At 68.5% G+C, this 16,466-nt stretch carries 20 protein-coding genes and 1 tRNA gene; 14 read left to right on the forward strand and 7 right to left on the reverse strand.

The window, feature by feature from the left end; all coding sequences use genetic code 11:
* Positions 1-51 precede the first annotated feature (51 nt).
* A complete protein-coding gene (locus IEY99_RS22405; protein ID WP_189205996.1) occupies positions 52-939 on the forward strand; it encodes a helix-turn-helix domain-containing protein in 888 nt (295 codons plus the stop codon).
* A gap of 68 nt (positions 940-1,007) precedes the next feature.
* On the opposite strand, the gene IEY99_RS22410 is transcribed toward IEY99_RS22405, so the two are convergent.
* The 4 genes from IEY99_RS22410 to IEY99_RS22420 all read right to left on the reverse strand — a co-directional run bounded on the left by IEY99_RS22410 (position 1,008) and on the right by IEY99_RS22420 (position 3,896).
* Positions 1,008-1,148, reverse strand: a complete 141-nt coding sequence (locus IEY99_RS22410; protein ID WP_194505972.1) for a hypothetical protein — start codon at positions 1,146-1,148, stop codon at positions 1,008-1,010.
* 878 nt (positions 1,149-2,026) lie between these two features.
* Positions 2,027-2,512 (reverse strand): DUF6248 family natural product biosynthesis protein, encoded by a 486-nt coding sequence (locus IEY99_RS35295; protein ID WP_373293414.1) that lies wholly within the window; start codon positions 2,510-2,512, stop codon positions 2,027-2,029.
* Positions 2,509-2,766: a hypothetical protein gene (locus IEY99_RS22415; RefSeq protein ID WP_189205998.1), complete on the reverse strand. Its 258-nt coding sequence runs from the start codon at positions 2,764-2,766 to the stop codon at positions 2,509-2,511. Before IEY99_RS22415 ends, IEY99_RS35295 begins: the two co-directional genes overlap by 4 nt.
* Before the next feature lie 437 nt (positions 2,767-3,203).
* Positions 3,204-3,896 (reverse strand): hypothetical protein, encoded by a 693-nt coding sequence (locus IEY99_RS22420; protein WP_189205999.1) that lies wholly within the window; start codon positions 3,894-3,896, stop codon positions 3,204-3,206.
* 212 nt (positions 3,897-4,108) lie between these two features.
* Between IEY99_RS22420 and IEY99_RS22425 the strand changes: the two genes are divergently transcribed.
* Entirely contained in the window at positions 4,109-5,326 is a 1,218-nt protein-coding gene (locus IEY99_RS22425; RefSeq protein WP_189206000.1) for a HEPN-associated N-terminal domain-containing protein, read from the forward strand.
* 108 nt (positions 5,327-5,434) lie between these two features.
* Here the strand turns inward: IEY99_RS22425 and IEY99_RS22430 are convergent, their stop codons facing one another.
* Positions 5,435-6,283 carry a protein phosphatase 2C domain-containing protein gene (locus IEY99_RS22430; RefSeq protein ID WP_189206001.1) on the reverse strand — a complete coding sequence of 283 codons (849 nt, stop codon included), beginning with the start codon at positions 6,281-6,283 and terminating at the stop codon, positions 5,435-5,437.
* Positions 6,259-7,098: a hypothetical protein gene (locus tag IEY99_RS22435; RefSeq protein WP_189206002.1), complete on the reverse strand. Its 840-nt coding sequence runs from the start codon at positions 7,096-7,098 to the stop codon at positions 6,259-6,261. The genes IEY99_RS22430 and IEY99_RS22435 overlap by 25 nt, the downstream gene beginning before the upstream one ends.
* Before the next feature lie 152 nt (positions 7,099-7,250).
* On the opposite strand from IEY99_RS22435, the gene IEY99_RS22440 reads away from it, so the two are divergent.
* From IEY99_RS22440 to IEY99_RS34420, 11 genes are all read left to right on the forward strand, one after another.
* A complete protein-coding gene (locus IEY99_RS22440) occupies positions 7,251-7,691 on the forward strand; it encodes a hypothetical protein (protein WP_189206003.1) in 441 nt (146 codons plus the stop codon).
* 62 nt (positions 7,692-7,753) lie between these two features.
* Entirely contained in the window at positions 7,754-8,089 is a 336-nt protein-coding gene (locus IEY99_RS22445; protein ID WP_189206004.1) for a hypothetical protein, read from the forward strand.
* Positions 8,090-8,135: 46 nt separating this feature from the next.
* On the forward strand, positions 8,136-8,618 hold the full coding sequence (locus IEY99_RS22450) for a hypothetical protein (protein WP_189206005.1): 483 nt from the start codon (positions 8,136-8,138) through the stop codon (positions 8,616-8,618).
* Complete coding sequence (locus IEY99_RS22455) at positions 8,615-8,833, forward strand: hypothetical protein (protein ID WP_189206006.1); 219 nt, start codon at positions 8,615-8,617, stop codon at positions 8,831-8,833. The genes IEY99_RS22450 and IEY99_RS22455 overlap by 4 nt, the downstream gene beginning before the upstream one ends.
* Positions 8,834-8,908: 75 nt before the next feature.
* Positions 8,909-10,351: a hypothetical protein gene (locus IEY99_RS22460; protein WP_189206007.1), complete on the forward strand. Its 1,443-nt coding sequence runs from the start codon at positions 8,909-8,911 to the stop codon at positions 10,349-10,351.
* A gap of 52 nt (positions 10,352-10,403) precedes the next feature.
* On the forward strand, positions 10,404-10,544 hold the full coding sequence (locus tag IEY99_RS22465) for a hypothetical protein (protein WP_189206008.1): 141 nt from the start codon (positions 10,404-10,406) through the stop codon (positions 10,542-10,544).
* A gap of 33 nt (positions 10,545-10,577) precedes the next feature.
* Positions 10,578-10,892 (forward strand): hypothetical protein, encoded by a 315-nt coding sequence (locus IEY99_RS22470; protein WP_189206009.1) that lies wholly within the window; start codon positions 10,578-10,580, stop codon positions 10,890-10,892.
* Entirely contained in the window at positions 10,889-11,467 is a 579-nt protein-coding gene (locus IEY99_RS22475) for a DUF2637 domain-containing protein (protein WP_189206010.1), read from the forward strand. The genes IEY99_RS22470 and IEY99_RS22475 overlap by 4 nt, the downstream gene beginning before the upstream one ends.
* A complete protein-coding gene (locus IEY99_RS22480; RefSeq protein WP_189206011.1) occupies positions 11,464-13,191 on the forward strand; it encodes a replication initiator in 1,728 nt (575 codons plus the stop codon). The genes IEY99_RS22475 and IEY99_RS22480 overlap by 4 nt, the downstream gene beginning before the upstream one ends.
* Positions 13,188-13,373 carry a helix-turn-helix domain-containing protein gene (locus IEY99_RS22485; RefSeq protein WP_189206012.1) on the forward strand — a complete coding sequence of 62 codons (186 nt, stop codon included), beginning with the start codon at positions 13,188-13,190 and terminating at the stop codon, positions 13,371-13,373. The genes IEY99_RS22480 and IEY99_RS22485 overlap by 4 nt, the downstream gene beginning before the upstream one ends.
* A 428-nt stretch (positions 13,374-13,801) precedes the next feature.
* The gene (locus IEY99_RS34420) at positions 13,802-14,509 is read left to right on the forward strand and encodes a tyrosine-type recombinase/integrase (protein WP_229799160.1); all 708 of its coding nucleotides are present in this window, start codon (positions 13,802-13,804) and stop codon (positions 14,507-14,509) included.
* 17 nt (positions 14,510-14,526) lie between these two features.
* On the opposite strand, the gene IEY99_RS22495 is transcribed toward IEY99_RS34420, so the two are convergent.
* Positions 14,527-14,600 (reverse strand) — tRNA-Thr (locus tag IEY99_RS22495).
* Positions 14,601-14,766: 166 nt separating this feature from the next.
* Between IEY99_RS22495 and IEY99_RS22500 the strand changes: the two genes are divergently transcribed.
* Positions 14,767-16,422, forward strand: coding sequence for a metallophosphoesterase (locus tag IEY99_RS22500; protein ID WP_189206227.1), 1,656 nt, complete (start codon positions 14,767-14,769; stop codon positions 16,420-16,422).
* Positions 16,423-16,466 lie beyond the last annotated feature (44 nt).

The following is a 16,466-nucleotide window of genomic DNA, read 5'->3' on the forward strand; positions in this document are numbered from 1 at the left end:
GATCGGGCAGCTACGCTTTTTCCACCAGCGGTCTCGACCGTAGGGGGGCTCATGGTTGCCAGCTCCGACGGAGTGCTGCACCGGCGACGGCTCATCCAGCAGCTGCGCCGGGCCCGGGTGGTTCGCGGCCTGACTCAGGTCGAGGTGGCCCAGGAGCTGGACTGGTCGGAGTCGAAGGTGCTGCGCATCGAGCAAGGCCAGAGCTCGGTGTCGAAGACGGACCTGATGGCGATGCTGCAGCTCTACGGCGTCACCGACAGGCAACTGGTGGACGAGTTTGTGGAGACTGCGCGTCGCAGCAGGCAGCCTTCCTGGACCCGTGAGTACGCCGACGTGGCTACGAAACCGTTCCTGAAGTACCTCGATTTCGAGCAGCTCAGCTCACAGCTCCGTAGCTTCGAGCTCACCTACGTCCCTGGTCTTCTCCAGACCGAGGAGTACGCCCGGGCCGCCATCGCGCTGCACTCGGCGTCCGTCACGACAGATACGGAGATTGCCCGTCGGGTGGAGATGCGGATGAGCCGGCAGCATTTCACCCAGGCCCACGAGCAGATGCACTTCATCATCGACGAGGGGGCACTGCGCCGGCGAGTCGGCGTTCGCTCCAGGGGCCCGCGGGTGATGCACGACCAGCTCCACAAGATCCTTGCCGTGACGCAGCGACCCGCGGTCACCGTGCAGGTGCTGCCGTTGGCGGCGGGCGAGCATCCCGGCATGAGGCTGGGCTCGTTCGTCTACCTGCGCTTCGCCGATCCGGCCGACCGGGACCTGGTGTTCCGGGAAAGCGCCACCGGCCACACCACAGAGCACGTGCCCGTCGAGGAGGCGTGGCCGTACGACAAGGCGTTCGTGCAGTTGCAGGAGTTGGCGCTCGACCCGGACGCGTCACGGGCGGCGATCCATGCCATCCTGCGCGACCTGCACGAGCACGATCCATAGCCGGCACAACGGAGACGGGGCCGTGGATGGGATCGTCATCCGCATCCACGGCCCCGTTCTGTCGTGCGCTACACCTCGCGCAGGCGGCGGCCCGACCGAATCCCTGCGGTGCCGAGGGCACCGCGCAGGGCCCCGACGGCGGCCACCAGGGCGACGACCTCGGCCGGCGACCAACCGCACCACCGGGCGGCCGGCACCAGTACAGCCACGACGATCACCACCCACACCCCGTCGTACCGAACGCGACGCACCGCCGCCCGCCGTCCGTTCCGTTGCCGCTGACCCATGACCGCGTCCTCCTCGACTCGTTCGCCGGTGCGCCCGGCGAGCTTCGGGAACTTCTCGGTCCAGCCTGCGATCGACGTGCGGCCCGTTGCGGATATGCACGCTAGCCGGCTGGTTGCCGGCCGCGAATCTGCCGGATAGCAAATCGACAGCCGGCACCGCCCGAGCGACGTCGAATCACCACTCCCCGAGCAGGCGCGGGGCGAGCTAGGCGCCGCCCCACCATTCGTGGCGTCCGCTGCCGCCTCGCTCTCGCGGACCGAGTGAACAACTCCGCGATAGACGAGCTACCACCAACCCGGACCCAGCGATCATGGGCGGGATGGGGCCCGCAGACGGCGGCCGATGCCCGGCTGGGGACATGCCGAACCTGACCGCCCGCAGGCATTACCGGGGGGGTTTTCGGGGGCGATTCAAAACCGCATCGATAAACGTGAGGCCCTGACCGGCATTTCTGCTGGTCAGGGCCTCACCCTGGAGCCGCCTGACGGAATCGAACCGTCGACCTACGCATTACGAGATCAAGTCGGCCACCTGTGCGCACCTGGCATCATGGCCTCTGGCCTGCCGGAATGACTCTCGGCAACTCTCAACGTCGGCCGTCAGCGATCGGCCTCTTGAGGACTGGATGAGGACTGGCGAAGTTGAGCGCCTCGGCGGGCCGCCTAGAACAGAGACTCTTGGACGACGCCTTCGGGCATCTGCCCGCGCTTGGACTTCGTGGTTCTGGGTCTGCCTCGGTCGGCCGGTGCGCTTCGTACGATGTTGTCGGCGTGGATGCGGTGTTCGTCCTGGTCGACCTTCACGGTGATGTAGAGGCTGTCGCGCTCGACCCGGACGACGCTCGCAGAGGTTGTTGCCAGCAGATCGCGGGAGAGGCGAGCGTCTTGGGCGTGAGCCACACGGTGTCGCCGGGTACGAGATCTCCCCGCGCTCTGCGGTACGGGAACGGCGGGGCCGGCGTTGGCCGGGGTGTGGCGCACTCGGTGCAGGCGCATCTCCAGCGGCACGGCGTCCCGGTTGTCCATACGGGCTGGTACGCCCATCCTCTGCGTCCGACGACGTGGGTGTGCGCGTCCGCGGGCGGGCGGCCGGCGACCCCGACTCGGGTCGGGCACTTGCCGTGGTTGCCCATGCCGCAGTGACCGCACCGGCCGTACTGGCACGAGCACAAGCGGACGAGGTCGATTCCGCCGCAGCTCTTGAGGTAGGTCCGGGTGAGCACGTGCTCAGCGATCCACTGCGCGGTGTGGTCGTCCGGAGTCCGGCTGGCCGTGCTCGGGGTCATGCGCGGTCACCGGCCTGGGTGGTGGTCTGGTGTGTCGCTACCGCTTGAGCGGCTTGGGCCTTGGCGGTGGCGAGTTGGGCGTAGGCGGCGCCCACCGCGGTGTAGCGGTCTCGCTGGTGTTCGCTGACCGGCTCCTGCGGGTCGCTGTCGATCGCGGCGTCGAGCCAGATGGCGGCCAGGGCAGCGAAGCGCTCGTGTTCCTCCATCAGCACGATGAAGGTCTCGGTGTGCGTGGTGTTGATCTGGTCTGCCACGACGGCCTCATGGACGGGCGCGGAATGCGGGATTTGAAGAAGGTCAAACCCGTTCTTCCGGCGGCCCTCTCAAGAGCCCTGCACCAGCACCGTCGCCAGGGGTCAAGGGGGGCCGTAGGCCATCGCGCAGCGACGCGAAGCGCCCTTGACGCCTGGTGGCGGTGCTGGACACTTATGGCGAGAGGGGCAAAGGACTCCCGGTTTTCGGTGTCGAAGACACCGGGCATTCAGGACCCTCCGGCGCCCGGTTCACCTGCACACGCAGGATGCAATGCCAGCAGCCGAGTCGGAGTCCGTGTCGGCTCAGGACGGCGGACAGCCGGGTGGGGCCCCTCTGGGGTGCCCGGCTGAGCCGCCGGCCCTGCGGCCCGCTTGCGGGCCGCCTTGATCTCATAGAGGCGAATTCGGCAGTACTGCTACCTCGAAGAGGCGCGCGCTTAGTGCGACAGCAGTCGGATCGCGGAGGACAGATCCTTCGCCAACGCACCGTTCACCCCGGTCGTCCACGCCGCCCGGTAGAACTCCCACCAGTCTCTGAGAGAGGTGACGATCACTCCGTTGACGTTGGGTCGCTCCTGCTTCCAGCCATCAGCGGTGTTCATCTTCACGGATAAGTCGACATCGCTGTTTATGATCGCACTGACCATCCCAATCCACAGGAAGTGTGGTGCCGTGTCGGCCTGCGGATTCTCGCCCAGCGAGTCGAGGAAGTAGAAGCGGCCTCTGTCGGCGAATCGCTCTAACGCTTCCAGGGCGGCGACAAGCACCCGATCGTTCTGAACCTGGGTAGCTCGCTCCTGCATGTGGCCCGGCACCGTTCCACGACTCAAGTCGAGCATGGCTCGGGCTTCAACGTCGGCGGTCGCTACGCGGTGACCGATCTGCACCATCCGCCTCCGGGAGGGCCACGGCTCTCCGCGGTTGAGGTGAGCGAGTCCGATCGTCAGCTTGAGCAGCTTCTCCGCGCCTAACGCCAGCAGAGACATCGCCGCGGCGGCGTCGTTGTAGTCGGCGCGGATGTCGCGCGTGATCCGCAGCCCGTGCGTGAACAGCGAGGCCGCGTCGTTTGCCTCGTTGCCTAGCAGAATGTTCCAGTGTGAAGATCCCGGCCTCACGACTCTCTGATGCACCGTTCAACCCTATGGCTGACGTCTAGCGGCTTTCCCGTTCTGCCTGCGCGACTACAAGATCGGCCGCCAACGGCCAGCCTCGTCGCAGCGCGGAGCGGGGTACACGTCATCGTGACGCGCGTCGGGCGTCATCGCTCGCGTCGCGGCAGAAGAGGACGCTCGAACGGGCATCCTCGCAGTGATCTTCCGTGGAAGAGCCTAGAGTCTGAGCTGTGGGTGTGGCTAAGGCGAAGATGATGGAAGAGGAAGAGCAGGGCTGGTCGTACACGGACAAGTTTGTTTGTACCGCCTGTGTGGACGACTATGCCCTGGAGGGCGCTATCCGGGCTGACGAGACGGCCGGAGATGTGTGCGACTTCTGCGACCGGAGCCCCGCAGCGCCTCTCGATTCTATGCTTGAAACATTCGTGGATGGCCTCCGCAACGAATACGAGGATGCCGCGGAGGGCGTGTCCTACGACAGCAGCGAAGACGGCTGGCAGTGGTGGGGGCCCATATGGAATACGTACGACCTCGTCTCCGACCATAGCGATGTCTTGATCGGTGACGGTTTGGTTGAGGCGGTCCAGACGGCCATGCATGACCGGACATGGGTCGAAAAGGACTTCGCGTGGCGCCGCCGAGACCAGGTTCTCAACGAGAGTTGGGACCAGTTCTGCAACGCCGTGAAGTACCGGACGCGGTACGTAATCTGGTTACAGGACGACCCGGACGAATTGGAGGCCGACCATACCGGAGAGGTGCCACCCGCTCGGATCCTCGATGAGATCGGTCGCCTTATCGAACGCCTGAATCTGATCCAGCCGTTGCCTGCTGGTTCCCGGTTGTGGCGGGCGCAGACGCACTCCGACCCGACGATCGACCATACTGCGGCGCGGCTCGGCACGTCGCCCGTTAAGTATGCCAAGCAGGCGAACCGAATGAATCCTGCTGGAATCCCGATGTTCTACGGCGCCGCCGACTCTAAGACTGCCATCCGGGAAGTCGCGTTCCGCACTGACGACTCGCACGTCACGTTAGGGTTATTCGAAACGTCGATAGACTCGGTTGTAGTCGACTTCACATGCCTGCGGCCGGTCCCCAGCATGTTTGACCCGGAGTGGGGTGGGTTTCGTCGACAACTGCTATTCCTGCACCGGTTCGTCAACCAGCTCAGCGACCGTGTCCGTCCAGAGTATGAGCAGATCGACTACGTTCCGACACAGATCCTTACCGAGTACCTCCTGCGGGTCTACGAGAAGGGTCGTCTCGTTCACGGGCTGCTGTATACGTCTTCGATCACGGGCGGCACGTCGGCCGTGCTCGACGTGCCCAACGACCGGTGCGTTGAGCAGGCAGCCGATTGGCGAGCCAATGACGCACTCCGCTTGGGTATTGATCCAAGCAGCATTAAGAGTCGTAAGTTAACTGCCGATGACAAGACGGTATGACCCACGCCTGGACTGGCTGGAGTATGGGCGCAAGGGTACGGACGGCGCAGCGGGGAATCTCCAATTCACCCTGAGTCCGTCGCGGCCTGACGCACTCAACTCGGCAGATCAGGATGTTGACCGTCTTAAGCTAACGGGTGGCCCGGCGAAGTCGATGACGGCGAGCGCTTTGTCGTCGTGGCGCTTGCTGCGCGGCCATCGCACGCCGTCAGGGTCGTCTTTCTCCGTGTCGTGCACCAGGTCGATCAGGCGCCTCGGGTCGTCGCGAGCGATCGTCACGGCGGTCATCCAGTCCTGAGGGGCGCGGTAGCGATCGACGCCGGCCGAGACGCCGTCGGTCATCGCCAGAACAGCGGCCAGCTCGTCCCGCCGCCATCGCGCCCGCTCGGCGTGGTGCGCCGCGTCGGGCACAGCCTCGGCGATCCAGTAGCCGCCGTCGCGATTGCGGTACGCCCGTTCCTGGGCGACTAGTCTGCGCCAGCCGTCTCGGTCCCCCGCACCGAAGCCAACGGAGGCGTTCGCGGTTCGCTGCGCGGTGGCGACCTGGCGGAGGCGATCGTCGCGGACCTGGAACACGTCCTCGGCGTACGTCGCAGCGATGACGGGGCTGTCGCCGAGCACCAGGACGTCCACGGCGTCCTCGTCCCACCGAACGATGCTCACCGTCGTTGAGGGGGAACTGCCGGGCCTGAGGCCGTATCGGGCGGCCACGATGGCGATGCTTTCGGCGAGGGCCTCTGCGAGGTCGTCGCTGGCGCTGGCGAGCTGTTCGATGAGCTGGTGCCCGAGAGTGTCGGCCAGCCAACCGCCGTCGTGTTCGCTCGGATCGGGTTCGGAGGCGCCGTCCAACACGACGACCGCGTCGGGCAGCGTCAGGATGCGATCTTCCGACGGTCGATCCGGGCCGCGACGCTGGGCGGTTCGAACCGTGGCTAGTTGTGCACGCGAGGGGGACACAGCAGCTCGCTCCTCGTCACTGTCTCGCCGTCGTGGTCGCTGCTGACCACCATCGAGAATGGCCGGGTGCCGACTTGGCCGTACAGGTCAGCGAGGTGTCGGACGAGGTAGTCGACGGCGCCCACAGACCCGAGGGCGTGCACTCCGGCGATCACCAGGAGAGTCCGTCCGCCGGGCAAGGTGAGGCGTCCGACGTACGCTACGTCAGACCAGCCGGAGTTCGCCGCGTCGTCCATGGGCGACTCGTAGGTGCGGCTGCCGTCGCGTTCCCGGATGGTCCACTTCCCGCCTTCGTCGGGCCCAAACGTGAGGTACGGGTCCACAGCGATGGCCTCCGCTGTCACGTGCGACGACTTCGGGCCGCAGATCGCCACTGCGTCGCTGTGCGGCTGCCAGTCTCCGTCAGGTGGGATGCGGAACTGCTCAACCTGGAAAGCCAGGTCCGCAAGCAGGCGTGTCAGCATCTCGGCAGCTCGGGTGTCCTCAGACGAGATGACCGGTAGCGCGCGCCCAGGGACGTCACGCAGCGGCACTGCGACCCGGACTGGTCCGACTCCGAAGAAGGCGCGCTCGGCGGGCGGCGCAGTCTGCCGGATCTGCGTGATGCGCCCTCGAGTAAGTCCGAGCTCAGCGGCGATGTTGCTGTAGGAGAGGCCACGTTCGTTCGCCGCTCGGTTGATCGCTTCCTTCCGCAACCGCGCGAGCTCGACCGACCGCTGCTGGTACTGCGCGATCAGCTCGCCGGCCAGCTTTGCTTGGCGCAGGGGGTCCGGTTCTCGGCGCACCTGGTCGAACGCGTCAACATGCTGGCTCACCTCCTCAGTTTAGGCCCCCTTGACATCCTGCCCTGACGCGCTATCTTTGCTTATACCCCCTAAACACGACTCCTCGAACTGCGGCCGAGGTGTTTAGAGGGGGTAAACGCCGAGACCGGCATAGCGCTGGCGGCAGAGCTAAGGAGGCCGAGATGGCTGTTCCGAACACGATGAAGGTGCCGGTGCCGTGGGAGTACATCGCTCCGAGCGGCGCGCTGTTCCTCGGGGTGGAGGCGGCGACGGATTTCGACAAGCGTGGCACGGGCGACGACCAGCTCCGGGACAAGGAGACGGGCGAGCGGGTGTGGCTGGTCAAGGCGTTGGACCTGGATCCGGAGGCGGGCAAGTTCGGCGCGACGAAGGAGATCAAGGTCAAGGTGGTGGCGCCGGTGCAGCCGGTTCCGCCGGCGGTGACGGTGCCGGGTTACCCGCCGATGGTGGAGTTCACCGGGGTGACGCTGACCCCGTACGTGGATTCGCAGAAGTGCAAGGGCACGACGGAGAAGTGCCGGGCGCGGCTGGCGTGGTCGATCCGCGCGACGGGGATGACGGAGCCGCAGGCGGCCGGCAAGGGCGCGAAGGCGGCGGCGTGATGAGGACGCATCGGCGCACCGTCGCTGTCCTGGCCGGTCCGGGTGTCCGGGCTGCCCGCGAGGTGTACGAGACGATCCCGGCCGACGCGATCCGGGTGGCCGCTTTGGTGGAGATCGCTGCCGCTGCGGCGGCGCTGGCCCGCACGGTGGTGCGGCTGCGTCGCTTGGACCCGGATCTGATCGCCCCCCATGTGCGTGACGCGACGGATCTGCGGGCGGTGCTGGGTCGTGGCCGGTGGCTGCCGACGATGACCCGGCACGTGCCTTTCCCGCCCGCTGACTCCGTGACCGTCACGAACGGGGCGCCGTCGGTGCCGCAGTCGCGGTCGGTGCGCCGCCGGGTGGCCCGCGCAGTTCGGGTGCCGTCGCAGGAATCGCTGTTTCCGCTCAGTGCGTGACCGGGTCCGGCTCGCGCACTCGATCCTCGAATGAAGGGGAGAGGCAATGTCTCGGACACGTCGAAGTACCGGCAGGGACCGCAACCGGGTCGAGCGGGTGCTCGCTTCGGAACGCCCGCTGCGGGAGGCGAACTTCTTGCCGAAGTCGGAACGCAAGGTGGTCCGTAAGTCGATGGTGCGGGCGTATCTGGCGAACAAGATTGCCGATGCGCGGGTGGACCGGGAGGCGCGGGTCGAGTTCTACCGCGATCTGCGTCAGATCAAGCTTCGCCGCCGGAAGATCGCCACGGAGATGCGGGTGCTGGCTGACCTGGTGTCCGGCCTGTACCGGGAGATCGTCCGCATTGATGACCGGCACGTCGGGGAGATCCGGGTCAACGTCGGCGGCCAGCGCACGGGGATGGACATGGCCGTGGTGGACGAGGCCACCGACCTGCTCAAGACGGCTAGCGGCGCCACCAGCGCCGCCGCGGACGAGTTCTACGCGTTCTCGCGCCGGAAGGTCTACTACACGGAGGCGGCGGCATGAGCGACATCTGTGGGCGCATCGATGAGATCGACGTGCAGATGGAACGGATCCGGCGCCTCATCGACCACGGCGCCCGCCAAGACCCCGAGCTGGGCGCCGGGCTGGGCACGACCGAGGACCTGACCGGTATTCAGCGCCGCATCGACCGCGCGCTGGTGGCCAGTGAAGGGGTCGACCGGGCGTACCGGGACCTGCTGCGGCAGAACGCCGCCTAACAACTTTTCGCCAGCAGGGAGCCACCCATTGCCAATGGTGGTGCGGCTCCCTGCTGCCCTTTTCCTGGAGGAGTCGTGGCCACCGTACGACGGCAGAGCTTCGGTGATTTCCTGTTCAGCCTGATCGGCAAGCTGCTCGTCTGGGTGGCGAAGCTCGCCGCCAAACTCATCGCCCGCATGGTCGTCCTCGCGGTGTCCCACCCCCGCACCACCCTGTCCGGCGCACTGGGCTTGGCCGCCGTGCTCTACGCCGGCTGGCGGACCGTCGCCCTGGTCCTGGGCGCCACGCTGATCGCCGCGTCGACCTGGCGGGTGGCTCACGAGGACACGTTCATGTGGGTCGTCGGCGGCCCGGTGCGGACCTGGTGGCGGCGCTGGTGGACGTACCGCCGCAAGTGGGCTGACGTGTTCACCCGCTGCGACCTGGCCGTCCCGGCGAACGACGAGTGGCACCCACCGACGTTGAAGAAGGTCACGACCACGGCGTACTGGGACCGGCTGACCATCCGGATGCAGATCGGTCAGGACCTCGACCAGTTCCGCCAGAACTCGGAGAAGCTCCGCCACGGCTTCGGCGCCCAACGCGTCGCCGTCCGCGAGATCGCCCCCGCGCTCTTGGGCCTGGATCTGATGCGCCGCGACCCGCTCCTTGAACCGGTCCCGGCCACGCCGTTCGCCGCCTCGACCGCCGCCATTGACTGGCGACGGGTCCCGGTCGGGCTGGACGAGTTCGACGACCCGTTCACGATCAGCGTCGTCGGCGGGCACACCGCCGTCTCTGGATCGAGCAATGCCGGCAAGGCAGGCGTGCAATGGAACGCCCTGCGCTACCTCGCCCCGGCCATCGCTGACGGCACCGTGCGGCCCATCGGCATCAACCCGAAGGCCAAGGAGCTAGCCCGTGCCCGGGAGCTGTTCTGCGAGTACGCCGTGGACGAGGAGGAGGTGGTCGAGCTGCTGCAGAAGCTCGTGCGCGACATGAAAGCTGCCAACGCGGCCGACGCCGAGATCGGGGAACGTGACTTCGCACCCTCGCAGGCTCGACCTTTGCATCTGATCGTGATCGATGAGCTGGCGCCGCTGTTGAAGTATTGGCCGCGGCGGACCCGCGACAAGATCGAGGACAGTCTCGGGTTGCTGCTGACCCAGGGCCGCGCCGTCGGCTACATCGTCCTGGGCGCGATTCAGGAGCCGACCAAGGACTCGTTCACGGTGCGGGACCTGTTCACCCGCCGCCTCGCGCTGCGGCTGCCCACCGAGAGCCACACCGACGCCGCGCTGATCGAGAAGGCCGTGGACTACGGCGCCCGCTGCCACGAAATCCCGGAAACCCTGCCCGGCATCCTCTTCTCCCTCGTCGACGGCGGCCGGCAGACCACCCGCGCCCGGCTGGGTTACGTCACCGACACCGACATCGACGCCCTGGTCGAGCACGTGCGCTCGCTGCGCGCCGTGGTTGCCCTCGACAGCCGCCGCCCAGCGACCGCAGTCGCGGCTACCGGAAGTGAGGCCGCGTGATGCGCGCCGTCCTGCTGATCCTCGCCGTCCTGACCGTGCTGTTCCTCGCCGGATGGCTGCTGGCGCCGCTGATCACCGCACACGCCCCGCCGTCGCCGGCGGGCTCGGCCTGGTGCTGCTGCTGGCCGCCCTGCTGTGGCCCCGCAAACGCACCTGCGGCGGCCTGCACTGCCCCGGCTGCCGCCACCACTGAACTTGATCTCACCCCGGCAAGGAGGCGATCCCCATGTTCACCACCACGTTGCGCCGCCCGGCCACCCGCACGACGTCGGCCACGACCCGGCACCTCGACTGGTGCGCCGGCGGACACCACTGCGGCCTCGGCGAACACCGCTCCGCACCCATCACCGCGAACCTGCCCGGCACCGGCACCGTCGTCATCACCCGGGTACAGACCGCGCGGGGACGCCAGTACGCCGACGTGCACCTGTCCGCCGCCCTGCCCACCGCCGACACGGCCGCCCGCTACCAGCTCACCGCGCTGCTGCACCACCTGACCCGACTGCTGTCCTCCACCCGCCACGCCAGGACCGGCCGATGAACACCTCCGCGGCCCGCGTCGAGTCCGTCGCCTTGGCCGTCATCCTCACCGTGGTCGCGGTGGCTGCTGGGTGGGCGTCGTTCACCCACGTCCACGACTGGACCATGCGCCACGCCCCCGCCGGGACCCCCGACGCGTTCGGCTGGGTCAACGCCGTCATCAGCGAACTCGTCCCCGTCGCCGCGTTCCTCACGATCCGCCGCCGACGCCGCGCTGGCCAGTCCGTCGGCTATCCCCTCGCGCTGCTAATTGCGTCCGCCGCGCTGTCCCTGGCCGCGCAGCTCGCCGTGGCCCAGCCCAGCCCGTCCAGCTGGCTGCTGTCAGCCGTCCCCGCGCTGGCCTTCATGGCCCTCGTCAAGCTCGTCTTCACCGGCGCCACCCCGCCGGATGCCGCCGCGCCCACGCCGACGACGTCCGCCACCCCTTCCGCCACGACGGAGCCTTCGGCCGACGGGCTCACACCCACGTCGCAAGCAGCCGCCACCCCGGCCTCGCCCGCTGGCCTCGTGCCGGTGCCGCCGACCGCGTTCACCCGCCTCAACGGCACCCGCGTCACTCCGGAGGTGACCCGATGACCGCCACCACCCTGCCCGGCCTCACCTCCGCAACGCCGGACGACCCTCGTCCCGGGTCGCGCGCTGCCCGCCTCGGGCTGCCCGTGTCGGTGCACGTGCTCAAGGAGCTGTGCGCCGACCACGGTGTCTGCATCCGCCCGGTCAGCCTGCGCCGTACCGACCTGCACACCGGCCAGACCGAACTGATCGACATTCCGTGCGGCGCCACCCGCGAGGACAAGTGCCCGCCCTGCGCCAAACGCGCCCGCCGGCTACGCCAGACCCAGATCCGTGAAGGCTGGCACCGTACCGACGAACCCCTCCCGCCGCCCGCACCCGCCACCGAGGAGCAGCGCGGGCTGATCCTGCTGCGCGCCGACTTCGAAGCCGCCCGCGACGCCGCGATCCGCGAGTCCCTGTGGGAGCAGGTCGCCGAGCTGGACGAGGCCATCGCCGAGGTGGAGGAGCAGATCGCCGCCGAAGGGCTGCGCGGCCGCGTTGCTCCGCCGCACGACGACGAGGACCCAACCGCGGGCAAACGCCGCCGCCGCTCCACCCGCCGCCGTCAGGACGCCCCGGACCTGCCCCGCCAGAAGGTCGAACCCCGCACCGTCGGCCGCGTCTACACCGCTACGGACGGCCGCGAATACCAGCCGTCCATGTGGCTCACCCTCACCCTGGACACCTACGGCCGGGTCCGCTCCGACGGCACCCCGGTCAACCCGACCACCTACGACTACCGCCGCGCCGCCTGGGACGCCGTGCACTTCCCCCGGCTGCTCGACCGGTTCTGGCAGAACCTGCGCCGCTGCGTCGGCTGGAACGTCCAATACGCCGGCTGCGTCGAACCCCAGCGCCGCCTCGCCCCACACGCACACTTCGCCATCCGCGGCACCATCGCCCGCGGGGTGCTGCGCCAGGTCGCCGCCGCCACCTACCACCAGGTCTGGTGGCCACCCGCCAACGACCTCGTCTACACCCCGGAACACGCACCGGTGTTCGACCCCGACCACGGCGGCTGGCTCGACCCCGACACCCGCACTCCGCTCCCGGACTGGGAGGACGCGCTCGCCCTGGTCGACGCCGACCCCGATGCCGAACCGGCGCATGTGATCCGCTTCGGCCCGCAGGTCGACGCCCAGGGCGTCATGCCCGGCACGGAACACGCCACGCGCACCATCGGCTACATCACCAAGTACGTCACCAAGTCCGCCGCCGACTGCCACAAGACCGAGACCGACCGCCAGCGTGAGCACCTCGACCGGCTGTGGCAGGCCCTGAGGATCACCCCGTGCGGCGAGCGGTGCGCGAACTGGCTGCTCTACGGCGTGCAGCCGAAGAACGCGCACGCTCGCCTGCAGCCCGGTCGGTGCAAGGGCAAGACACACCAGCGTGCCACCCTCGGTATAGGCGGCCGGCGCATCCTCGTCTCGCGCGACTGGTCCGGCAAAACCCTCGCCGACCACCGCGCCGACACCCGCGCCTGGGTCCGCGCCCTACTCGGCGTCACCACCGACGCCGAAACCGCCGAATCCGCCACCCCGGACGAGCCGCCCGGCACCTACGCCTGGGAACTCGCCAAACCCGACGACGCCGACCTCGCCCCGCTCGGCCACCGCCTGCTGCGCGCCCTGTCGCACCGCGTCCAGTGGCGCACCGCCCTGCTCGCCGCCCAAGACCGCGCCGCCCAGCTCACGACCGCAGATCTTTCGGTAACCAGCGGATTCAGAGAGGAGACGGCATGAGCGTTCGTACGATCGAGCCGCTGTGGACGGCCGAAGATGTGTCGGTGTATCTGGGAGTGCCGGTGTCCACGCTCTATCAATGGAGGTACCGCCGTACCGGCCCGCGCGCCTCCCGGGTGGGTCGGCATCTGCGGTACAACCCTGCCGACGTGCGTGCCTGGCTGGCGAAGCAGGCGGACTGACCATGAGCGTGGAGAAACGGCCGAACCGCAAGTGGCGCGCTCGGGTCTACGACGCATCCGGCAAGCAGATCGCCCGGCACTTCGACCGCAAGTCGGACGCGGAACGCTGGGAGGCCTCGGCCAAGGCGGCCATCGGTCGCGGCGACTGGATCGATCCGGCCCGCGCTCGCGTCACGGTCGGAGCGTGGGCGGCGCAGTGGATGGCCGCACAGGTGCAGCTCAAGCCGACCACGCGCGCCCGTTACGAGGTGGCGCTGCGTCGCCAGGTGCTGCCGACCTGGGACCACATTCCGCTTTCGGCAGTCTCGTACGCCGAGGTCGCGGCCTGGGTGCAACGCCTCACCGCCTCCGGGCTCGCGCCGGCCACCGTGCGCTATGCCCACCGGGTGCTGTCGCTCGCGCTCGCGCATGCCGTGCGGGATGGCCGGATGGTACGCAACCCCGCCGACGGAGTGCGTCTGCCCAGGGTGGTGAAGGAGGAGCCGGTGTTCCTCGACCACGACCAGGTCGCCGCGCTCGCCGACGCGTGCGGCAAGTACGGGCTGTTGGTCCGCTTCCTGGCCTACACCGGGCTGCGCTGGGGCGAGGTGTCGGCGCTGCGCGTCGCGCGGCTCGATCTCCTGCGTCGCCGGGTGGTGGTGGCGGTGGCGTTCAGCGAGGTGGGCGGCGAACTGATCGAGGGCACTCCGAAGAACCATCAGCGGCGTTCGGTGCCGATTCCGCGCTTCCTCGTCGACGAGCTGGCCGCGCGCGTGGCGGGCAAGGGCCGCGACGACCTGGTGTTCACCGCACCGAACGGCGGACCGCTGCGCAACACCAACTTCCGGCCCCGGGTCTTCCAGCCGGCAGCCGAGTCGATCGGCCTCGCCGGGCTGACCCCGCACGATCTGCGGCACACTGCAGCCAGCCTCGCGGTCGCGGCCGGTGCGAACGTCAAGGCGGTACAGCGGATGCTCGGGCACGCTTCCGCGTCGATGACCTTGGACGTGTACGCGGGTCTGTTCGGTGACGACCTGGACGCGGTGGCGACCCGGCTGGACGAGGCGGTCACGGCACGGCGTAAGGACCATTTGAGGACCGGCGCCGTTGACAGCAGCATCACTGACCTGGAGAAACGGAGAAGCCCAGGCCGATGACCTGGGCTTTCACTCTGAGCCGCCTGACGGAATCGAACCGTCGACCTACGCATTACGAGTGCGTCGCTCTAGCCGACTGAGCTAAGGCGGCAACGGTCATTGAGTGTACGGCATGCCGGTCGTGTTCTCGCGCGCGGTACGGCATGGACGCGCCGGATCGGGACTAATCTGCCTGCGTGACCGTTGACGAGCCTGCCCCGCGCCCGCGGACCCCGTCCGCCGAGGCCGAGCCTTCCACCGCTCGGCGCCCGGTGAGCATGGATCCGCGGCAGCTCGGCTTCACGCCTCAGCGGCCGGTGGGGTGGTTGGCTCCGCTGCTGCTGCTCAACACCGGCCTGCGTACGCTCATGGCGATCTTGTTCGGCGCCTATCTCGACAAGAGGGAGCTGCAGAACGCGCTTCCGGGCGAGTGTTTCGAGCAGCCGGGGACCGACGGGGAGCTCTGGCTCGACTACGTCTCGGATCTTGGTGACGGCTTCGACGCGACGTACTCGGTGGCGTACCTGCTGGCGCAGCCGGGTCTGGAGATCGACGGGCGGACGCTGCCGCGGGGTCAGATGCTGGTGATGGGGGGCGACCAGGTCTATCCGCTCGCCAACGGCGACGGGTACGAGAATCGTATGAAGGGGCCCTATCGGGCCGCCCTGCCGGAGCCGCCGGCTTCCGGGCCTCGGCCCACGCTGTTCGCCCTGCCCGGCAACCATGACTGGTACGACGGGTTGACCGCCTTCCTGCGCCTCTTCGCCCGGCGCAAGGACGGCCACATCGGGGGATGGCGGACCCAGCAGCGCCGGTCGTACTTCGCCGTGAAGCTGCCCGCCGACTGGTGGCTGTTCGCGATCGACGAGCAGTTCGGTGCCTACATCGACGATCCCCAGCTGGTGTATTTCGAGAAGGCGGCCGGCGGCCTCGGGCCGGAGGACCGGATCATCCTGATGACGCCGTCGCCGACCTGGGTCAAGGCGGCGAAGAAGCCCGGGGCGTACGACTCGGTCGACTACTTCATCCGGACCATCCTGGCTCCCAGCGGGGCGCAGGTGCGGCTGCTCGTCTCCGGCGACCTGCACCACTACGCCCGCTACACCGGCGAGGACCGGGAGCTGATCACCTGCGGGGGTGGCGGGGCGTACCTGTTGGGGACGCACAAGCTGCCGGAGACGCTGACCGTGCCGCCCAGGGAGACGCTGACCCGCAACGCGAGCCGCAGCCGGGAGTACGCCCTGGCGTCCCGGTTTCCCAGCGCCGCGGAGTCGCGCCGGATGAGCCGGGGTGCGTTCCGGAAGATTCCCGCACGCAACGCGGGCTTCGCGACCATGCTGGGCATCGTCCAGACGCTGACCATGCTCGCGATGGCGGGCGCCGCCGGGCAGGCCGGGATCTTCCAGCGCCTGTTCAGCATCCCGCTGATCTTCATGATGGTGCTGATCCTGCTCGGCGCCGTGCTGTTCGCGCAGCCACCCGACGCCAACCAGGACAAGCACGCCCGGCACTGGATCCTGGGCCTGGTGCACGGCTTCGCCCAGATCGGGCTGGCGGCCGGCGGCACCTGGCTGTGGTTGCGCCTGCCGTTCCACGACTGGTCCTGGCCTGGCCCACTGATCGTCGCGGCCATCCTGTACGGGCCGGTGATCGCGTTCCTGGCCACTCAGCTTCTGACGCTGTACCTGCTGATCGCCAGCCACTTCGACGTGAACGTCAACGAGCTGTTCGCGGGCCAGGGCATCGAGGACTCGAAGAGCTTCCTCCGCATGCACATCGCGGCGGACGGCACGCTGACGATCCATCCGCTGGGCGTGGACAAGATCTGTCACCGGTGGCGGCCGGATCCGCACGGCGCTCCGGACTCCTCGTGGCTGCACCCGGTCACCACCCTGGAGGCCTGCGCCATCGAGCCGCCGATCGTGGTGGATTAGCCGTACTGCTCGTCGTGGGCCTGACGGGGGCCGTCCGCGCCGTC

It is taken from the genome of Couchioplanes azureus, from assembly GCF_014648355.1.
Lineage (GTDB): Bacteria > Actinomycetota > Actinomycetes > Mycobacteriales > Micromonosporaceae > Actinoplanes > Actinoplanes azureus.

Bases quoted from the DNA above. Each gene is read 5' to 3' on its own strand.
- IEY99_RS22475 (WP_189206010.1), top strand. From the start codon at position 10,889: ATGAACACCTCCGCGGCCCGCGTCGAGTCCGTCGCCTTGGCCGTCATC.
- IEY99_RS22500 (WP_189206227.1), top strand. From the start codon at position 14,767: ATGGATCCGCGGCAGCTCGGCTTCACGCCTCAGCGGCCGGTGGGGTGG.
- IEY99_RS22485 (WP_189206012.1), top strand. From the start codon at position 13,188: ATGAGCGTTCGTACGATCGAGCCGCTGTGGACGGCCGAAGATGTGTCG.
- IEY99_RS22450 (WP_189206005.1), top strand. From the start codon at position 8,136: ATGTCTCGGACACGTCGAAGTACCGGCAGGGACCGCAACCGGGTCGAG.
- IEY99_RS22480 (WP_189206011.1), top strand. From the start codon at position 11,464: ATGACCGCCACCACCCTGCCCGGCCTCACCTCCGCAACGCCGGACGAC.
- IEY99_RS35295 (WP_373293414.1), bottom strand. From the start codon at position 2,512: ATGACCCCGAGCACGGCCAGCCGGACTCCGGACGACCACACCGCGCAG.
- IEY99_RS22465 (WP_189206008.1), top strand. From the start codon at position 10,404: ATGGCTGCTGGCGCCGCTGATCACCGCACACGCCCCGCCGTCGCCGGC.
- IEY99_RS22455 (WP_189206006.1), top strand. From the start codon at position 8,615: ATGAGCGACATCTGTGGGCGCATCGATGAGATCGACGTGCAGATGGAA.
- IEY99_RS22440 (WP_189206003.1), top strand. From the start codon at position 7,251: ATGGCTGTTCCGAACACGATGAAGGTGCCGGTGCCGTGGGAGTACATC.
- IEY99_RS22470 (WP_189206009.1), top strand. From the start codon at position 10,578: ATGTTCACCACCACGTTGCGCCGCCCGGCCACCCGCACGACGTCGGCC.
- IEY99_RS22405 (WP_189205996.1), top strand. From the start codon at position 52: ATGGTTGCCAGCTCCGACGGAGTGCTGCACCGGCGACGGCTCATCCAG.
- IEY99_RS34420 (WP_229799160.1), top strand. From the start codon at position 13,802: ATGGTACGCAACCCCGCCGACGGAGTGCGTCTGCCCAGGGTGGTGAAG.